Genomic DNA, 12,865 nt, shown 5'->3' with positions numbered 1-12,865 from the left:
GACGATATGAGCTTATTGCTACGACGTCATTATATCCAAGAGGAGCAGGCTAGCCAGTATTCTGATTTAGAGAATAAGACTTTAGAAGAGTTGAAGAATCTAGCTAAGGAAGCTGGCATAACTGGTGCCTATAAGTTATCAAAAGCCGAAATTATAGAGGTGTTGGAGGATTTAAAAAGTGAAATTTAAAATCAAACAAGATTTCTATGATTGGGAATCAAATGTGAAACGACTGGCAGGAGAGGAACTTGAGATTACTGAGGAGCGCTATGCTGAGCTGGCGGACAATTTCGCCAGTAACGGTGTCGCTATCTCAGATGTTCTTGAGGAAATCCTCCCTGAACCTGAGTTCTTAGAAGAGGATTGATATGTCTATAGAGTTGCTGAAGAAATTAACAGGCGAAGAAGATACTCAGCTTCTCATGTTGCTCCAAACGAGGGCTACAAATCTTATCTTGTCAGAGACTAATCGCACATCTTTGACACCTGCTTTAAGTCTCTTAATACCTGAGGTTGCTATCGAGCTCCACAACCGCTCAGGAGCGGAAGGAGAGCATTCTAGAACCGAAGGTGGCATAGCAGTAGTCTACGGAGAAAACGGCCTGTCTACGGGTCTTTTACAGCGTATACGCATGCACAGACTAGCAAGGGTGGCAGGTCATGTTTTTGAAGCAGAGTAGACTGAAACCTTATCCAATGCGACGGTTTGAAAAGACTGTCACTGAGGAGGGTGTCGCAAAAGAAGGATATGCCAAGGAAGCTGAGACAGTCCGTCTTGAATTGTGGCCAGCTAGTAGTAAGCTACAATCTGAATTGTATGGCGAGCGTGTCAACGACATTTTGAACGCAAATGCCAACAAGTCAGCTACTATCAAAGTGAAAGATGGTGTGTGTATCGATAGCCAGACAGAAGTGACTCACAGGGTTATTTCTAAAAAGGTCTACACACATCATCAAGTTTTGGAGTTAGAGCGTGTCAGAGCTACTAGGGGCAGATAGACTTATAGCTAAATGTAGACGATTGGCTAGTAAAAAAACTGGCGAGGATATCGTCTTACGTGCGGTACACAATGCTGCTATAAAGGTTGTCCAAGCTGATGCAAGAAGACTCGCACCAGCGAGAGATGGAGAACTTATAATTAGTATCAAAACTAGAGCAAAAATGGACGGAGATAAGGCTATAGGCGAAGTTTACACCAACCTTAAATACGCTCCTTACGTTGAGTTTGGAACGGGACCTAAGGGTCAGGCTAGCCATTCTGGTATCTCTCCAGAAGTCAGCGTGACTTACAAGTCTAATCCTTGGTATGTGCATGAAGACCAAATCAATGTAGGGCCTTACCACTTTCAAAAGATTGGGGAGTTCTACAAGATGTATGGTCAACCTGCACAGCCTTATCTTTATCCAGCTTTGAGAGACAATCAAGAGCGTGTGTCTAAGAATATTTCGAATTATGTGCGTAGAAAGATAAGAGAACAAATAAAATGATCAATATCAAGCCTGTTATTTATAAAGAATTGCAAAAGGTCGCAGATAATGTGACTGATACTTATCCTAGCGATTGGGAGACTTTTCCAGTCGTTATTTTTTTGGAAGAACAAAACAAGCCCGGAGAGTGGTTTGACGACCAGGAACAAAAATCATCTATCCGCTACAAGGTGGATATCTTTGATGATACCAGCACTAGTGAGTTAGCTGTTAAAATCAATCAGATTTTTGAGTCTTTAGGTTTGCGAAGAACCGACTGCCAAGACGTACCAGACCCGTCACATTTGAGACATAAGGTCATGCGTTTTGAAGGTGTTGTTGACTTACACTCAGAGCTTGTTTTTCAATTTAGAATGGAGAATTAAACATGTTAGCAAATGGAATTACGTTAGCTTATGGTACAGCTAAAGGAACTTATACTAAACTTGCTGGGTTGAAAGAAGTACCAGAGTTTGGTATTGAGCCTGAAAAAGTAGAGAACACTACTCTTGAAGACAAAGTTAAAAAGTATGAATTCGGTATTGGCGACGCAGGGGAATTGGAGTACAAATTCGCTTATAAGAACGACGGAGAAACCGCACCTTATCGCGTATTGCGTAAAGCGGCAGACAACAAGACGAAACTCTTCTTTGAACAAACTTACCCAGACAACACTAAAGTTCATTTTGAAGGTCAAGTATCTGTTAAGCTTGGTGGTGGCGGTGTCAATGCCGTTATCGAGTTCACCCTTAAAATTGCTTTGCAGTCAGAGTTGGAATTTGTAGACGGTCTTGGAGGTTAATTAAATGGCGTTAAAATACACAACTTGGAAAGTTACTGATGAAAAAGAGTTGAAGCTACGTTTGACATCTCATCAAGCTGCAACTGTGGAAGAAAAAATCGGCATGAACTTGTTAAAGATTTTTATGCCTGAAGCTGGTGAAGAATTCACTTTACCGCCTTTGAAAGTTATGTTGTTGTTAGTTCATGGAGCCTTGCAGCAGTATGAACATGGGTATTCCTTTGAGGATGTCTACGATCTATACGATGAATACGTGGATAATGGTGGAGACCAAACAACCTTCATGACAGAGGTTTTAATGCCACTCTTTGAAGTGTCGGGTTTTACTCCACGAGGAAGCAAGGGCAAGAAAACTTCCAAGAAGAAAATGACAGTAGTCGAGTAATCTTAACGGTAACGCAGATTATTGAGAGGCTTTATCCTATGTTTTTGGACATCGGGGGTAAGCCTCTTGATTTTTGGGATTTAACGGTGCTTGAAATCAGGGAAATGATTGAAAGCTACAACCGTGTCAAAATCCAAGAGCGTAAAGAAAAGATTATTGACTCGTACATACTTTCGCAGATGATATCCAACCACATTTCCTTATTGTTATCCAAAGATGCCAAGGTCTTTGAGTTCTGGGAATATGCGCCTGAGTTGTTTGTAGAAGAGCAACAAGCGGTAGAACAGGAACGGCAGAGACAAGCGTTTTTGTTGCATAAGGAACGGATGCGTGATTTTGCAGAGAGACACAATCGAAAAAGGAAGGAGGAAGTAAATGGCAACTCTTGATGAATTGAAGGTCATGATTGACGCTGAGATAGCGCCTTTCAGGAAGAAGATGAAAGAAGTCGAGAATCAGGTCAAGGGGACATCTGACCAAGTGAAGAATGCCACTGCTAAAGTTCGTGAACAGTCGAGCTCAATCGGTAGTGCGTTTGGCAAGCTAGCTAAGTTCGCTGGTTTTGCAATCCTTGGTAAGAAATTGCTTGATGTTGGGATGTATTCAACGCAGACGGCTCTTGAAGTAGCAGCGTCTATGAACCAAATCAAGCGACAGATGGGCGAGAGTTCGCAATCTTTCTTAAAATGGGTTAACGATAACGCCAACGCTATGAACATGGGTGTGGGTGAGGCGACCAACTACGGTGCAGTCTACTCAAACTTATTTTCTGGATTTATAAAAGATACCAACAAGCTAAGCGCCTATACTGCTAAGATGTTGCAGACATCGGCAGTTGTTGCTGAAGGTTCAGGGCGCACGATTACAGACGTTATGGAGCGGATTCGCTCAGGTTTACTAGGGAACACGGAAGCGATAGAAGACCTAGGAATCAACGTCAATGTAGCTATGATTGAGTCCACTGAAGCCTTCAAGAAGTTCGCAAACGGACAAAGCTGGCAACAGTTGGATTACCAAACCCAGCAACAAATCCGCCTTATGGCTATTCTGGAACAGGCTACAGCCAAGTATGGAGATACCTTATCCAACTCAGTCAACGGTAGTATCAGCCTGTTTAAGTCGCTGATGAAGGACGCAGCATTGAACCTTGGTAACTCTATGTTACCGATTATCAATGCCATTATGCCTGTCTTGAACTCTTTTGCTATGGTTTTGAAGAACGTTACGGCAAAACTAGCTGAGTTTATCGCTTTGATGTTCAACAAGAAAGCAACAGTGAAAGATGGTGTCGGTGGAGCAGTTGGAGACATGGGTAACGCCATGAAAGACGCTGCAGGCGGAGCAGGAGACCTTGCTGACGCAGTAGATGACGCTGGAGATTCAGCAGGAGGACTTGCTGATAATCTTGGAGACTCGGCCAAAAACGCTAAGAAGGCCGCCAAAGAATTGCTTGGTCTAATGGGATTTGATGAGATTAACATCTTGCAAAAACCAAAAGACGATGACGCAGGCGGTTCTGGAGGAGGAGGCGGAGGTGGTAAAGGAAAGGGAGGCGGTGGCGGACCTTTCAAAGACATCTTGCCAGAAGTCGAGTTGACCGACATGGACAACCAGTTCAAGAGCATTTTCGATGGTCTTGGGGATAAGTTGAAAGGGTTGTTTGACCTCTTCAAAAAAGGTTTTGATGCAGCCTTTAGACCAGAAGGTATTGAACGCATTAAGACCGCCTTAGACCAAATAGCTAAGACAATGGGAGAAATCGCCACTGATCCAAGAGTTGTGAATGCCTTTAACCGAATGGCTGAGAAAATCGCTTATGCTTTAGGGCAAGTGACAGGCTCAATAGCTACTATCGGTCTAGGTATCGGTGTTTTCCTTGCCGAAAGTATTGCAAATGGTCTTGGAAGGCAAAAAGAACGCATTACCAGAGCGCTAGTCGCTTTGTTTGATAATATTGGTAACATTGCAGAGGCAGTAGGAAACATCGCTCAGGCCTTTTCTAGTGCTTTCTACGACGTCATTACTTCAACTGGTGCGGTTCGTATAGGTAGTGCTATTGTGTCAACATTTTTGAGTTTGAGTTCAAAAGCTGTTGAGATTGGAAGCAAACTTGGTGGTGATTTATTCAAGGGCTTAGAACGCATTGTGACAGATAACGCTCCGAAATTATCAAGTTCCTTACAGGGAGCTTTAGATGCGATTGCTCCAGTATTCGAAACAATAGAGAAAGCAGTGAACCGTTTTGGAGATGCGTTTAGCCGTGTGTATGATGAGCATGTTAGCCCATTTATAACAACTCTTTCTAGCGGTATTTCTCAAATTGTATCAGTCTTTTTAGACAGTTTTGACAACAATGTTACTCCAGCACTTCAAAGATTCTCTGATGGATTTGAAGATGTCTATAACAATCATATCGGTCCAGCTATTGATTCTTTAAGTCAAGCTTTTGGAGGACTGGTTGATGTTCTCAAACAAGTCTGGGAAGATAATATGCAACCTTTTGCTGAGTTCTTAGCCGATACATTCGGTATCAGCATTGGTGAAGTTGCCGATGTGCTAGGCGGAGCTATTTTAGAGGCTTTAAAAATTCTAGCTGATACAGTAAAAGTCGTTAGCGATGCTTTCGTTGCTTTTTCCGATTGGTGCAAGGATAACCGAGAGATAGTTTCAGCCATGGCCACTGCAATCGGTCTGGTATCGACAGCTTGGGAAGGTATTAAATTCATGTCTTGGGCTGAGCAGGCTGGTGGTCTTGCAGCAGGAATTGGTAAATTAAGTGGAGCTTTCACTGATTTAGTTAGTGCGGTAAAAGGATTAACAGTTGATAAGATAAAAGATTTTGCAGAAAGCGTGTATTTGAATACCTTATATGCAAAAGATTTTGTGGTCAATTCAGGTAAAACAATTGCACAGCTAGGAAAAACTGCTTTAGAACTTGGTAAATCAGCACTAGCGTGGGGTGTTCATGCAGCACAAATGGGACTTGCAGCAGCCGCAGAAATCGCTCAATCGGTTGCAGCAGGAGTTGCAGCAGCCGCAACATGGGCGCTCAATGGAGCTATTGCGGTATTGACCAGCCCGATAACCTTAGTTATTGCTGCTATTGCAGCTTTGATTGCTATCGGTGTCTTGCTCTACCAAAACTGGGATACTGTTGTCGAGTTCGCTAAAACTGCATGGCAAGGACTGTGTGATTTTATCAGTGGTATTTGTCAAGCGATTGGCGAATTTTTCAGCGGTCTATGGACGAAACTACAAGAAATCTTTGAGCCGATAGGTCAATGGTTTGGCGAGAAATTCCAGCAAGCATGGGACGCCATTGTAAACATATTCTCTGGTATCGGAGAGTGGTTTTCTGGTGTATTCCAAGGTGCATGGGATGCTATCGTTAATATCTTCACACCAATCGGCTCATGGTTCGGACAACGTTGGGCAGATGTGACTAATGCTTTGGCTAATATTGGAGCATGGTTTACGGATATGTTCCAAAAAGCATGGACTGGTCTAACAAACATCTTTAGCAAACTAGGTTCATGGTTTGGCGAGAGATGGGCAGATGTGACTAATGCGTTATCCAGTGTTTCAAACTGGTTTGGTGAGATGTTCACTAATGCTTACAACGCTGTAAAAGATGCTTTCAGTTCTATCGGTGACTTCTTTAAAGGTGTTTGGGATACTGTTAAAAGTATCTTCGTAAACGCTGGTCAGATGGTCGGTGAGGCAGTAGGTGGAGCGTTTAAGAGTGCTGTCAATGCGGTTCTTGGAACGATTGAAAATGTAGTCAATGGCTTCATCGGAATGATTAATGGTGTTTTAGATGTTGTCAGAAACTTGCCTGGTTTGGGATGGATTGGAAGTGTAAGCTCAGTTAGCCTCCCTCGTCTTGCCCGTGGTGGTATCGTTGATAGTCCAACTATTGCCATGATTGGTGAAGCAGGTAAAGAGGCGGTCGTACCACTTGAAAATACAGGATTTATCCAAACACTTGGGCGAGTTGTCAGCAGTGCGGTAGTAAATGCCATGGCTGGTGTAAGTCCACAAGGTGGATTTTCTGGTGACGGCGACATCGTTATCCAAATCGCAGGACATGAGTTCGGACGGGTAGCCATCCAAGAAATCAACAAGGAACATGAACGAGCAGGTCAAACCTTGCTCAAGATTTAGGAGGTTAAATGGCACAATTGACAATCAATGGGGTGGCTGTGAAGCCTCCCAAATCTTTTCAGGTCGGTATTCAAGATATCGATGGAGAAACAGGGCGTAATGCCAATGGCGATATGGTGCGTGACCGTATTACGACTAAGCGTAAGTTAGACTGTGAATGGGGTATGATGACTCAAGAAGAAATGAGTCAGCTTTTAAATGCCGTGTCAGCAGTCTTTTTTGAGGTTTCCTACCCTGACCCCGTTAAAGGTCAGACAACTGGGACTTTCTACGTCGGTGATAGGACAGCTCCAAGCTATACCTTTACTGAGAAGTTCAAACCTTGGTCTGGCGCTAAATTTAATCTGGTAGAGAGGTAAGAAAATGGACGCTTTAACTAGACGACAATTTGACAGAGCCATGTTTGCCAAGGAAAGGACGCTGGCTATCCGTGTTGGAGACTATGCTTCACGAGATATCAAAGAGGCTAGCTTTGAGTATGGCTACATCAAAGGTGATACATACAAGCCCGGTGGAACGTGTGCTGGTAGCGGTAAGATTACCTTTACCAGTATCATTACCACGTTCAATAAGCTGGATATTCTACACCCTGAGATTGGTCTACTTGTTGGGGATACCTACCAGTGGGTCAAGATGGGGGAATACTTCATCAACGATATTGAGATTGACCGAAACCGAAACACTACCACGCTGGAGCTCATGGACGGTATGTTTAAGCTCAATCGTGAGTATGTGACGGACTTGCATTTTCCGGCTGAGGTACGAGAGGTTATTCAGGAAATCTGCCTAAAAACGGGCATTGAGTTAGCGAATGACTATTTCGGAATCAGTGCTATGCGTTACCATGTCGAGCAAGTTCCTGAAGGTAAGAAACTTTCCTTTAGGGATATGCTGAGTGCTATGACTCAGATGATTGGGATGTCTTGCTTCTTCAACCGAGAAGGTAAGATGGAAATCCGTGATTTAACTGAGTCAAATATCACGATCAACGCTGACAGTTACTTCTTACATGGCTTGACCAAGAGTGAGATTGAGTATCAGATAGCTGGTATCACTTGTAAGACAGATAAGAAGTCTCTGACAGTCGGTATGAAGACAGGTCGGTCTTTGGAAATGGACAATGTCTTCATGACCCAGAGCGCTTTAAATGACCTGTATTACAAGTTGAAAAACCTGACTTACTACCCTTATAATCTCAACTACCAAGGACATTTGTTACTTGAGGTTGGGCAGTGGGTAACCATTCAGACCAACAAGAAAGAAACCTTTAAAGTTCCTGTGTTAAGTCAGAGCTTTACTTTTAAAGGCGGTCTGAGAGGTCGTATCAGTGCAGATAGTAAGGCTGGAAACGATACTCAGTATTCTTACGAGGGTACGATTACCAAGCAGATTAAGCAACAAGATGGCATTGAAGCGAAAATCCAAGCACAGATAGAAGCAGCAGACGCAGCCTTTGAAGCAGAGTTTGAGAAACGTAAAAAAGTGATTGATGATGCAATCGAAAAATACAAAGCAAATGCCGAAGAAATGGGCGCTAAAATCCATGAGGAGATAGAGAAAGAGCGTCCTGAGTTCGTGAAGCGTATCCGTGAAGAACTGATGAGTGATGCGGACTCAATCGCTGAATTAAGCAAGAAACTGGAACAGGTCAGCGAGACTGCAAGGGTCAATGCGAGCTTGATTGGTGGTGACGGGACTACTCAGTACAACAAGAACCGTTTGAATGGTGGGACGGCTAAGAAAATCAGCTATGGAACGGATTTTGTAGAGGTCGGTCATAATGGAGACGGTTTTGAGGTCGGCAAACAGTACGTCATCAGCTGGTCAGCAACCTGTACGCCTTACGGTAAGACAGATGTGACTGTGGTAGTCAATAAGAATCCATTTTATGGTGGACACGTCCATTTAGCACCTGCCAATGAGGTCATGCCAGCGATTGATAAAGACCTTGTCCAGAAAGAGGAGCAGGTCTTAGCGGTCTACTACGGTGCCTATCGACTGACCTTCTCAGGGGACTGGTATCAGAATGTAGAGCAGTCTGTGACGATTGACAATCAGACAAGACGGATTGAACTAGCGCCAGTCTATAAGACGGTTGCTGATGGGCAACATGCTAGATATGAGGGAAGTTGGAGTGAGAGTCCAACTTTTATTTTTGATGGAGGTAGAACATGACAGAGACAATCCCAGTAAGGGTTCAACACAAGCGTATGTCAGCGAGTGACTGGGCAAGTAGCACTCTGGTCTTACTTGATGGAGAGTTAGGTATAGAGAGCGACACAGGTAAGGTCAAGGTCGGAAATGGCCGTGACCGATTCTCAGCTCTTCAATATCTGACGGGACCAAAAGGTGATCGTGGAGAACGTGGGGAAACAGGACCACGAGGAGCGGACGGTGTTATGCGGTTCGAGAACCTGACGAGTCAACAGAGGGAGGGCTTAAAAGGTGCACAAGGCCCACAGGGTCCGGCAGGCCCAACAGGCCCACAGGGTGCGAGAGGTCCGGCAGGCCTAACAGGCCCAGCAGGCGCAGTAGGGCCGAGAGGCCCAGAAGGTCAACGAGGACCTCAAGGAAACACAGGTCCAGCAGGCGCGAGAGGTGCCACAGGAGAACGTGGCCCAGTGGGGCCAGCTGGAGCGCCTGGTCAGAACATCATCAATCAGAATGGTGGACAAGCGCTGAAATATTGGGCTGGCACAAGGTCTCAATATGACGCGATTCCTAACAAGGATAGTAATACTATCTATGATATCTACAGTAGTACGTAGGAGGTAGTATGGCTAGAGAAGGAATTTACGTGGGTGGCAAGGAAATCATCCAGCGGTATGTAGGTGATAGGCTTGTTTGGGAGAAAGTTCGTTTTGAATTAGTTGGGACATTTTCTTGTTCCATGGTAAAAAACGAGTATGAAAAAACTATTACTGTTTATTTTAGAGATCTTGACACTTCCGATGCTTTGGTGAATGGTATTTATTATTTAAAATCAAGAGAACATGGACTGAAATATCCATTCGTAAAAACAGTCGTGAAAACAGCACTATCAAATTTTGTTGGCTTTTTAGCAAAACTATCTTTTGAAAAAAATAGCGATTATGTTTACGGTTACTACAACTGGGTTCCAGCAGGTGGCACTGAACCTCAAGAATACACTTATATAGACATTCCATTCTATAGAAAAATAGGAGACTAACACATGGATATTACTATTCAAAACGTTCGTTCGCCTGCTCTTGAGCATAACGGACGGTATTATAAGGTATTTCAGCCACGGACACGAGATGAACTGCTGAAACTCCATCATATGGGCTGTGTGGGTGACACGGTGCTGACGGATATTCAGCTGGAGCAGGGGGATTTCCCGACTAGCTTCGTGGAGCCTACTGTAACGCAACGTACCCTGTCAGGTCTCTTCAAGGATATGCGTTCTATTGAACTGGAATTGAGAGACCCAAACAGCACCCTGTGGGGCAAAATCCAGCAGAATAACCAAGGGGCGCTGACCCAATTCTTTGATACGAATGTTAAGAGCGCCATCGCTCAGACTGCTAAAGAAATCAGGCAGGAAGTGCGAGATGCTGCTAACAGTGCTAGGGTACAAGTTACGCCAGAAGGTGTTACTATCGGCGCTACTACTCTAACTGGTGAGCAGTTAGCCTCTACCATTTCCGCAAGCCCTAGAGGTGTGGATATCATCGCTCCACACGTTCGAGTACAGTCAGATATGTTGGTAGATGGTGCTGTAACAGCTAGGAAGATGGCCGCTGGTTCTGTCACTGCTGACCATATACAAGCAGGTGCCATCACAGGGGATAAAATCAGCGTAGACGATGCCCTGATTCGGAACCTGACCGCTAGAGATGCCTTGATTGACAAGCTGACCTCCAAGCAAATCTTCACAACCAAGATTGAATCTGTTGTGTCTAGTTCAACCTTCTTACAAGCCTATCAAGGTGAAATTGGAGGTTTTACCTTGGGTCAGTTTGATAATGGAGGCGGTCGCTGGATTTCTGGAGTGAATCAATTCTCGGTCGGTATGGGTAATGGTGCTGGTTATGGTACTAAGACAGCTTTTTGGGCTAATTGGGGCGATAACTGGAACCAAGCTGGACCGAACTCCTGGCATGTGGACACAGATGGGCAGATGTATTGTAAGAATACAGTTAGTTTTTATGGGAATGTTGACTTTTCTGGCTCTACAAACGTTAATTTCTATAGCAAGATTAATGCTAATAAAGGTATCTGGACAGGAAATGCAGATATTTATGGTGCTGGATCAAACCCAGCTGGAGGAGAGAATGCCGTCGTCTGGTGGAATCAAATCACTACAGCAAAATGGAGAGGCTATGCAGGTATTACTTCGAGTTCAGATAGGCGCTTGAAAGAAAATATTAAAGAGAGTCCAGTTAATGCCTTGGATAAAATCCAAGCATTGAACATGGTCTCTTTTGATTTTATCGAGAGCCAGAAACATGAAGAGGTTGGTTTGATTGCGCAGGAAGTACAAGAGGTAGTCCCTCATGCAGTTGAAACAGATGAGGTAACATCTTATCTGTCTATCAACTATTCGAAATTCATACCCTACTTGCTGAAGGCTGTCCAAGAACTAGACCAGAAAATCAAAGAAATGGAGAACACACATGGATAATAACACAATCGACAAGCTAGTCGCTGAGTCGCTCGCTAACCGCTTGGCTGAAGGCGAATTGAATCGTGCGCATTTAGAAGCGCACTATACGCTGGCTTTAGCTGAATTACGGGGCTTTAAAGCCGTGCTGGAATATGAACCAGCCCTCAAAGAACTATTTGACGAAATGCAAGCAAAAATGAAAGGAAGTAACAAATGAGCTATGAACTTGCAATCAAGCCCTACTTGAAAGGTGGGGAAAATGTAACAGTTGTCGCCATCAAGATGGAAAACAAGGGGCGCTATTCTTATGAGCAGTGCGAATTGCTAGGTGACCATACACAGGATAGTGAGGACGCCCTTATCCAAGCGGTTTTAGAATTGGTTCGCACCGAACTTGACCCGACTAGTGCCATTGTCAAGAACCAAGAACAATGGGCTAAAACGACGGAAGCGCTGGAGAGAGCCAATCAGCTCATGGATGGTATGCAGAAGGTCAATCTCCAGAATGCTCAGGATATTGAGGATATCTTAGCGCGATTGGAAGAGCTGGAAGCTCAAGGAGAGCCTGACCAGGGGGAGAAAGAGGAGGCAGAAGAGAACGCCCCTCAGGTTACGGAGACAGAAAACCAAGCTGAAGAGGCAGAACCAGCCCCAGCGCAGCCAACTACTGAACAACCAGTAGCAGAAGCGCCTGCACAACCAACCCCAGCGGTAGAAGATAACAAAGAAAGCGAGAAAGAAGATGACATTTCTGAAACGACAAACCAAGAGAGCCCTAGTGAAGACAATGGAGGTAGCAACGATGAGTAAGATTACACTAGACCAAGCAAAAATCGATATGTACATCAACCTACTGGAACGTGGAGCAGTTGACTTTTCATGGGTACATAAACGCTGGAAAGACCGTGTGCGCAAGGAATTGAAGCGACGTGGTCTGAGCCATCTGGCAGGCTAGCGAGGTGCTTATGGATGTCTTTGAGAAAATAGAACACTTTTTCACTAGCGTAATGCCAGTGCTAACTCCAACAATCATTGCTTGGATAAGCTATCGGTTACCGAAAAAAGCCAAGGAAGAAACAGATAAAATCGTCTCGGAACTAACCGATGTCAAGAAACAGATTAAAGATGTCCAGACTACCGCTAAAGATAGCAATTCCAAAATCGATGAAGTACAAGAGAAGTTGAAAGTACACGACGAGGCGCATCTAAATACCATGAAGTTGCGCCTTGACCGTGATATGCGACGGGCTATTCGTAGAGGGTTCACTTCAAAAGACGAATTTTCCCTAGTGGAAAGTCTGCACAAAAGCTACAAGGCTTTAGGAGGTAATGGCTACATAGACCGCTTATTCAACGATTTTGAAAAATTGGAGATTAAGGAAGACATCTTAGTAGATGATTAGATAGAAAGAGGTGCAG

The 12,865-nt window shown here is 44.2% G+C and carries 18 protein-coding genes and 2 pseudogenes; all 20 read left to right on the top strand.

Annotation, left to right across the window (positions count from 1 at the left end):
• The first annotated feature begins 6 nt into the window (after nt 1-6).
• The 20 genes and pseudogenes from SP4011_RS06245 to SP4011_RS06150 all read left to right on the top strand — a co-directional run bounded on the left by SP4011_RS06245 (nt 7) and on the right by SP4011_RS06150 (nt 12,849).
• Nucleotides 7-189: a Rho termination factor N-terminal domain-containing protein gene (locus tag SP4011_RS06245; protein ID WP_338618287.1), complete on the top strand. Its 183-nt coding sequence runs from the start codon at nt 7-9 to the stop codon at nt 187-189.
• Entirely contained in the window at nt 179-367 is a 189-nt protein-coding gene (locus SP4011_RS06240) for a hypothetical protein (RefSeq protein ID WP_000669345.1), read from the top strand. The genes SP4011_RS06245 and SP4011_RS06240 overlap by 11 nt, the downstream gene beginning before the upstream one ends.
• A 1-nt stretch (nt 368) precedes the next feature.
• On the top strand, nt 369-680 hold the full coding sequence (locus tag SP4011_RS06235; protein ID WP_000021220.1) for a phage head-tail connector protein: 312 nt from the start codon (nt 369-371) through the stop codon (nt 678-680).
• Nucleotides 661-999: a hypothetical protein gene (locus SP4011_RS06230; RefSeq protein ID WP_000478943.1), complete on the top strand. Its 339-nt coding sequence runs from the start codon at nt 661-663 to the stop codon at nt 997-999. Before SP4011_RS06235 ends, SP4011_RS06230 begins: the two co-directional genes overlap by 20 nt.
• On the top strand, nt 974-1,489 hold the full coding sequence (locus tag SP4011_RS06225) for an HK97-gp10 family putative phage morphogenesis protein (protein WP_262081561.1): 516 nt from the start codon (nt 974-976) through the stop codon (nt 1,487-1,489). The genes SP4011_RS06230 and SP4011_RS06225 overlap by 26 nt, the downstream gene beginning before the upstream one ends.
• Nucleotides 1,486-1,854, top strand: a complete 369-nt coding sequence (locus tag SP4011_RS06220) for a hypothetical protein (RefSeq protein WP_050242960.1) — start codon at nt 1,486-1,488, stop codon at nt 1,852-1,854. The genes SP4011_RS06225 and SP4011_RS06220 overlap by 4 nt, the downstream gene beginning before the upstream one ends.
• A 2-nt stretch (nt 1,855-1,856) precedes the next feature.
• Nucleotides 1,857-2,270, top strand: a complete 414-nt coding sequence (locus SP4011_RS06215) for a phage tail tube protein (protein ID WP_049515339.1) — start codon at nt 1,857-1,859, stop codon at nt 2,268-2,270.
• Nucleotides 2,271-2,274: 4 nt separating this feature from the next.
• The gene (locus tag SP4011_RS06210) at nt 2,275-2,655 is read left to right on the top strand and encodes a DUF6096 family protein (protein ID WP_071208933.1); all 381 of its coding nucleotides are present in this window, start codon (nt 2,275-2,277) and stop codon (nt 2,653-2,655) included.
• Between the two features lie 38 nt (nt 2,656-2,693).
• Complete coding sequence (locus tag SP4011_RS06205) at nt 2,694-3,044, top strand: hypothetical protein (RefSeq protein WP_164226349.1); 351 nt, start codon at nt 2,694-2,696, stop codon at nt 3,042-3,044.
• Nucleotides 3,031-6,819, top strand: coding sequence for a hypothetical protein (locus SP4011_RS06200; protein ID WP_338618276.1), 3,789 nt, complete (start codon nt 3,031-3,033; stop codon nt 6,817-6,819). The genes SP4011_RS06205 and SP4011_RS06200 overlap by 14 nt, the downstream gene beginning before the upstream one ends.
• An 8-nt stretch (nt 6,820-6,827) precedes the next feature.
• Nucleotides 6,828-7,178 carry a DUF6711 family protein gene (locus SP4011_RS06195; RefSeq protein ID WP_164226351.1) on the top strand — a complete coding sequence of 117 codons (351 nt, stop codon included), beginning with the start codon at nt 6,828-6,830 and terminating at the stop codon, nt 7,176-7,178.
• Between the two features lie 4 nt (nt 7,179-7,182).
• The gene (locus tag SP4011_RS06190) at nt 7,183-8,994 is read left to right on the top strand and encodes a pblB (protein WP_338618275.1); all 1,812 of its coding nucleotides are present in this window, start codon (nt 7,183-7,185) and stop codon (nt 8,992-8,994) included.
• Complete coding sequence (locus tag SP4011_RS06185) at nt 8,991-9,587, top strand: phage upper tail fiber protein (RefSeq protein ID WP_338618273.1); 597 nt, start codon at nt 8,991-8,993, stop codon at nt 9,585-9,587. Before SP4011_RS06190 ends, SP4011_RS06185 begins: the two co-directional genes overlap by 4 nt.
• 8 nt (nt 9,588-9,595) lie before the next feature.
• A complete protein-coding gene (locus tag SP4011_RS06180) occupies nt 9,596-10,009 on the top strand; it encodes a hypothetical protein (protein WP_338618270.1) in 414 nt (137 codons plus the stop codon).
• A 3-nt stretch (nt 10,010-10,012) separates the two neighbouring features.
• Nucleotides 10,013-10,390 (top strand): annotated as a pseudogene (locus tag SP4011_RS06175) (gp58-like family protein); the annotation flags it as partial.
• Nucleotides 10,391-10,528: 138 nt separating this feature from the next.
• Nucleotides 10,529-11,464, top strand: a pseudogene (locus SP4011_RS06170) (tail fiber domain-containing protein); the annotation flags it as partial.
• Nucleotides 11,457-11,663, top strand: coding sequence for a hypothetical protein (locus SP4011_RS06165; RefSeq protein WP_338618269.1), 207 nt, complete (start codon nt 11,457-11,459; stop codon nt 11,661-11,663). The pseudogene SP4011_RS06170 and the gene SP4011_RS06165, both read left to right, overlap by 8 nt.
• Complete coding sequence (locus tag SP4011_RS06160; RefSeq protein WP_338618267.1) at nt 11,660-12,256, top strand: hypothetical protein; 597 nt, start codon at nt 11,660-11,662, stop codon at nt 12,254-12,256. Before SP4011_RS06165 ends, SP4011_RS06160 begins: the two co-directional genes overlap by 4 nt.
• The gene (locus tag SP4011_RS06155; RefSeq protein WP_218757054.1) at nt 12,249-12,401 is read left to right on the top strand and encodes a hypothetical protein; all 153 of its coding nucleotides are present in this window, start codon (nt 12,249-12,251) and stop codon (nt 12,399-12,401) included. Before SP4011_RS06160 ends, SP4011_RS06155 begins: the two co-directional genes overlap by 8 nt.
• A gap of 10 nt (nt 12,402-12,411) precedes the next feature.
• Nucleotides 12,412-12,849, top strand: coding sequence for a hypothetical protein (locus SP4011_RS06150; protein WP_338618265.1), 438 nt, complete (start codon nt 12,412-12,414; stop codon nt 12,847-12,849).
• The last annotated feature ends 16 nt before the right edge of the window (nt 12,850-12,865 follow it).

It is taken from the genome of Streptococcus parapneumoniae, from assembly GCF_037076355.1.
GTDB classification, from domain to species: Bacteria; Bacillota; Bacilli; order Lactobacillales; family Streptococcaceae; genus Streptococcus; species Streptococcus parapneumoniae.
The sequence above is the reverse complement of the archived record's forward strand: the minus strand, read 5'-3'. Positions and strand labels throughout refer to the sequence as shown.

Coding starts and splice junctions, on each gene's coding strand:
- SP4011_RS06245 (WP_338618287.1), top strand. CDS start 7: ATGAGCTTATTGCTACGACGTCATTATATCCAAGAGGAGCAGGCTAGC.
- SP4011_RS06235 (WP_000021220.1), top strand. CDS start 369: ATGTCTATAGAGTTGCTGAAGAAATTAACAGGCGAAGAAGATACTCAG.
- SP4011_RS06230 (WP_000478943.1), top strand. CDS start 661: ATGTTTTTGAAGCAGAGTAGACTGAAACCTTATCCAATGCGACGGTTT.
- SP4011_RS06220 (WP_050242960.1), top strand. CDS start 1,486: ATGATCAATATCAAGCCTGTTATTTATAAAGAATTGCAAAAGGTCGCA.
- SP4011_RS06215 (WP_049515339.1), top strand. CDS start 1,857: ATGTTAGCAAATGGAATTACGTTAGCTTATGGTACAGCTAAAGGAACT.
- SP4011_RS06210 (WP_071208933.1), top strand. CDS start 2,275: ATGGCGTTAAAATACACAACTTGGAAAGTTACTGATGAAAAAGAGTTG.
- SP4011_RS06205 (WP_164226349.1), top strand. CDS start 2,694: ATGTTTTTGGACATCGGGGGTAAGCCTCTTGATTTTTGGGATTTAACG.
- SP4011_RS06200 (WP_338618276.1), top strand. CDS start 3,031: ATGGCAACTCTTGATGAATTGAAGGTCATGATTGACGCTGAGATAGCG.
- SP4011_RS06195 (WP_164226351.1), top strand. CDS start 6,828: ATGGCACAATTGACAATCAATGGGGTGGCTGTGAAGCCTCCCAAATCT.
- SP4011_RS06190 (WP_338618275.1), top strand. CDS start 7,183: ATGGACGCTTTAACTAGACGACAATTTGACAGAGCCATGTTTGCCAAG.
- SP4011_RS06185 (WP_338618273.1), top strand. CDS start 8,991: ATGACAGAGACAATCCCAGTAAGGGTTCAACACAAGCGTATGTCAGCG.
- SP4011_RS06180 (WP_338618270.1), top strand. CDS start 9,596: ATGGCTAGAGAAGGAATTTACGTGGGTGGCAAGGAAATCATCCAGCGG.
- SP4011_RS06165 (WP_338618269.1), top strand. CDS start 11,457: ATGGATAATAACACAATCGACAAGCTAGTCGCTGAGTCGCTCGCTAAC.
- SP4011_RS06160 (WP_338618267.1), top strand. CDS start 11,660: ATGAGCTATGAACTTGCAATCAAGCCCTACTTGAAAGGTGGGGAAAAT.
- SP4011_RS06155 (WP_218757054.1), top strand. CDS start 12,249: ATGAGTAAGATTACACTAGACCAAGCAAAAATCGATATGTACATCAAC.
- SP4011_RS06150 (WP_338618265.1), top strand. CDS start 12,412: ATGGATGTCTTTGAGAAAATAGAACACTTTTTCACTAGCGTAATGCCA.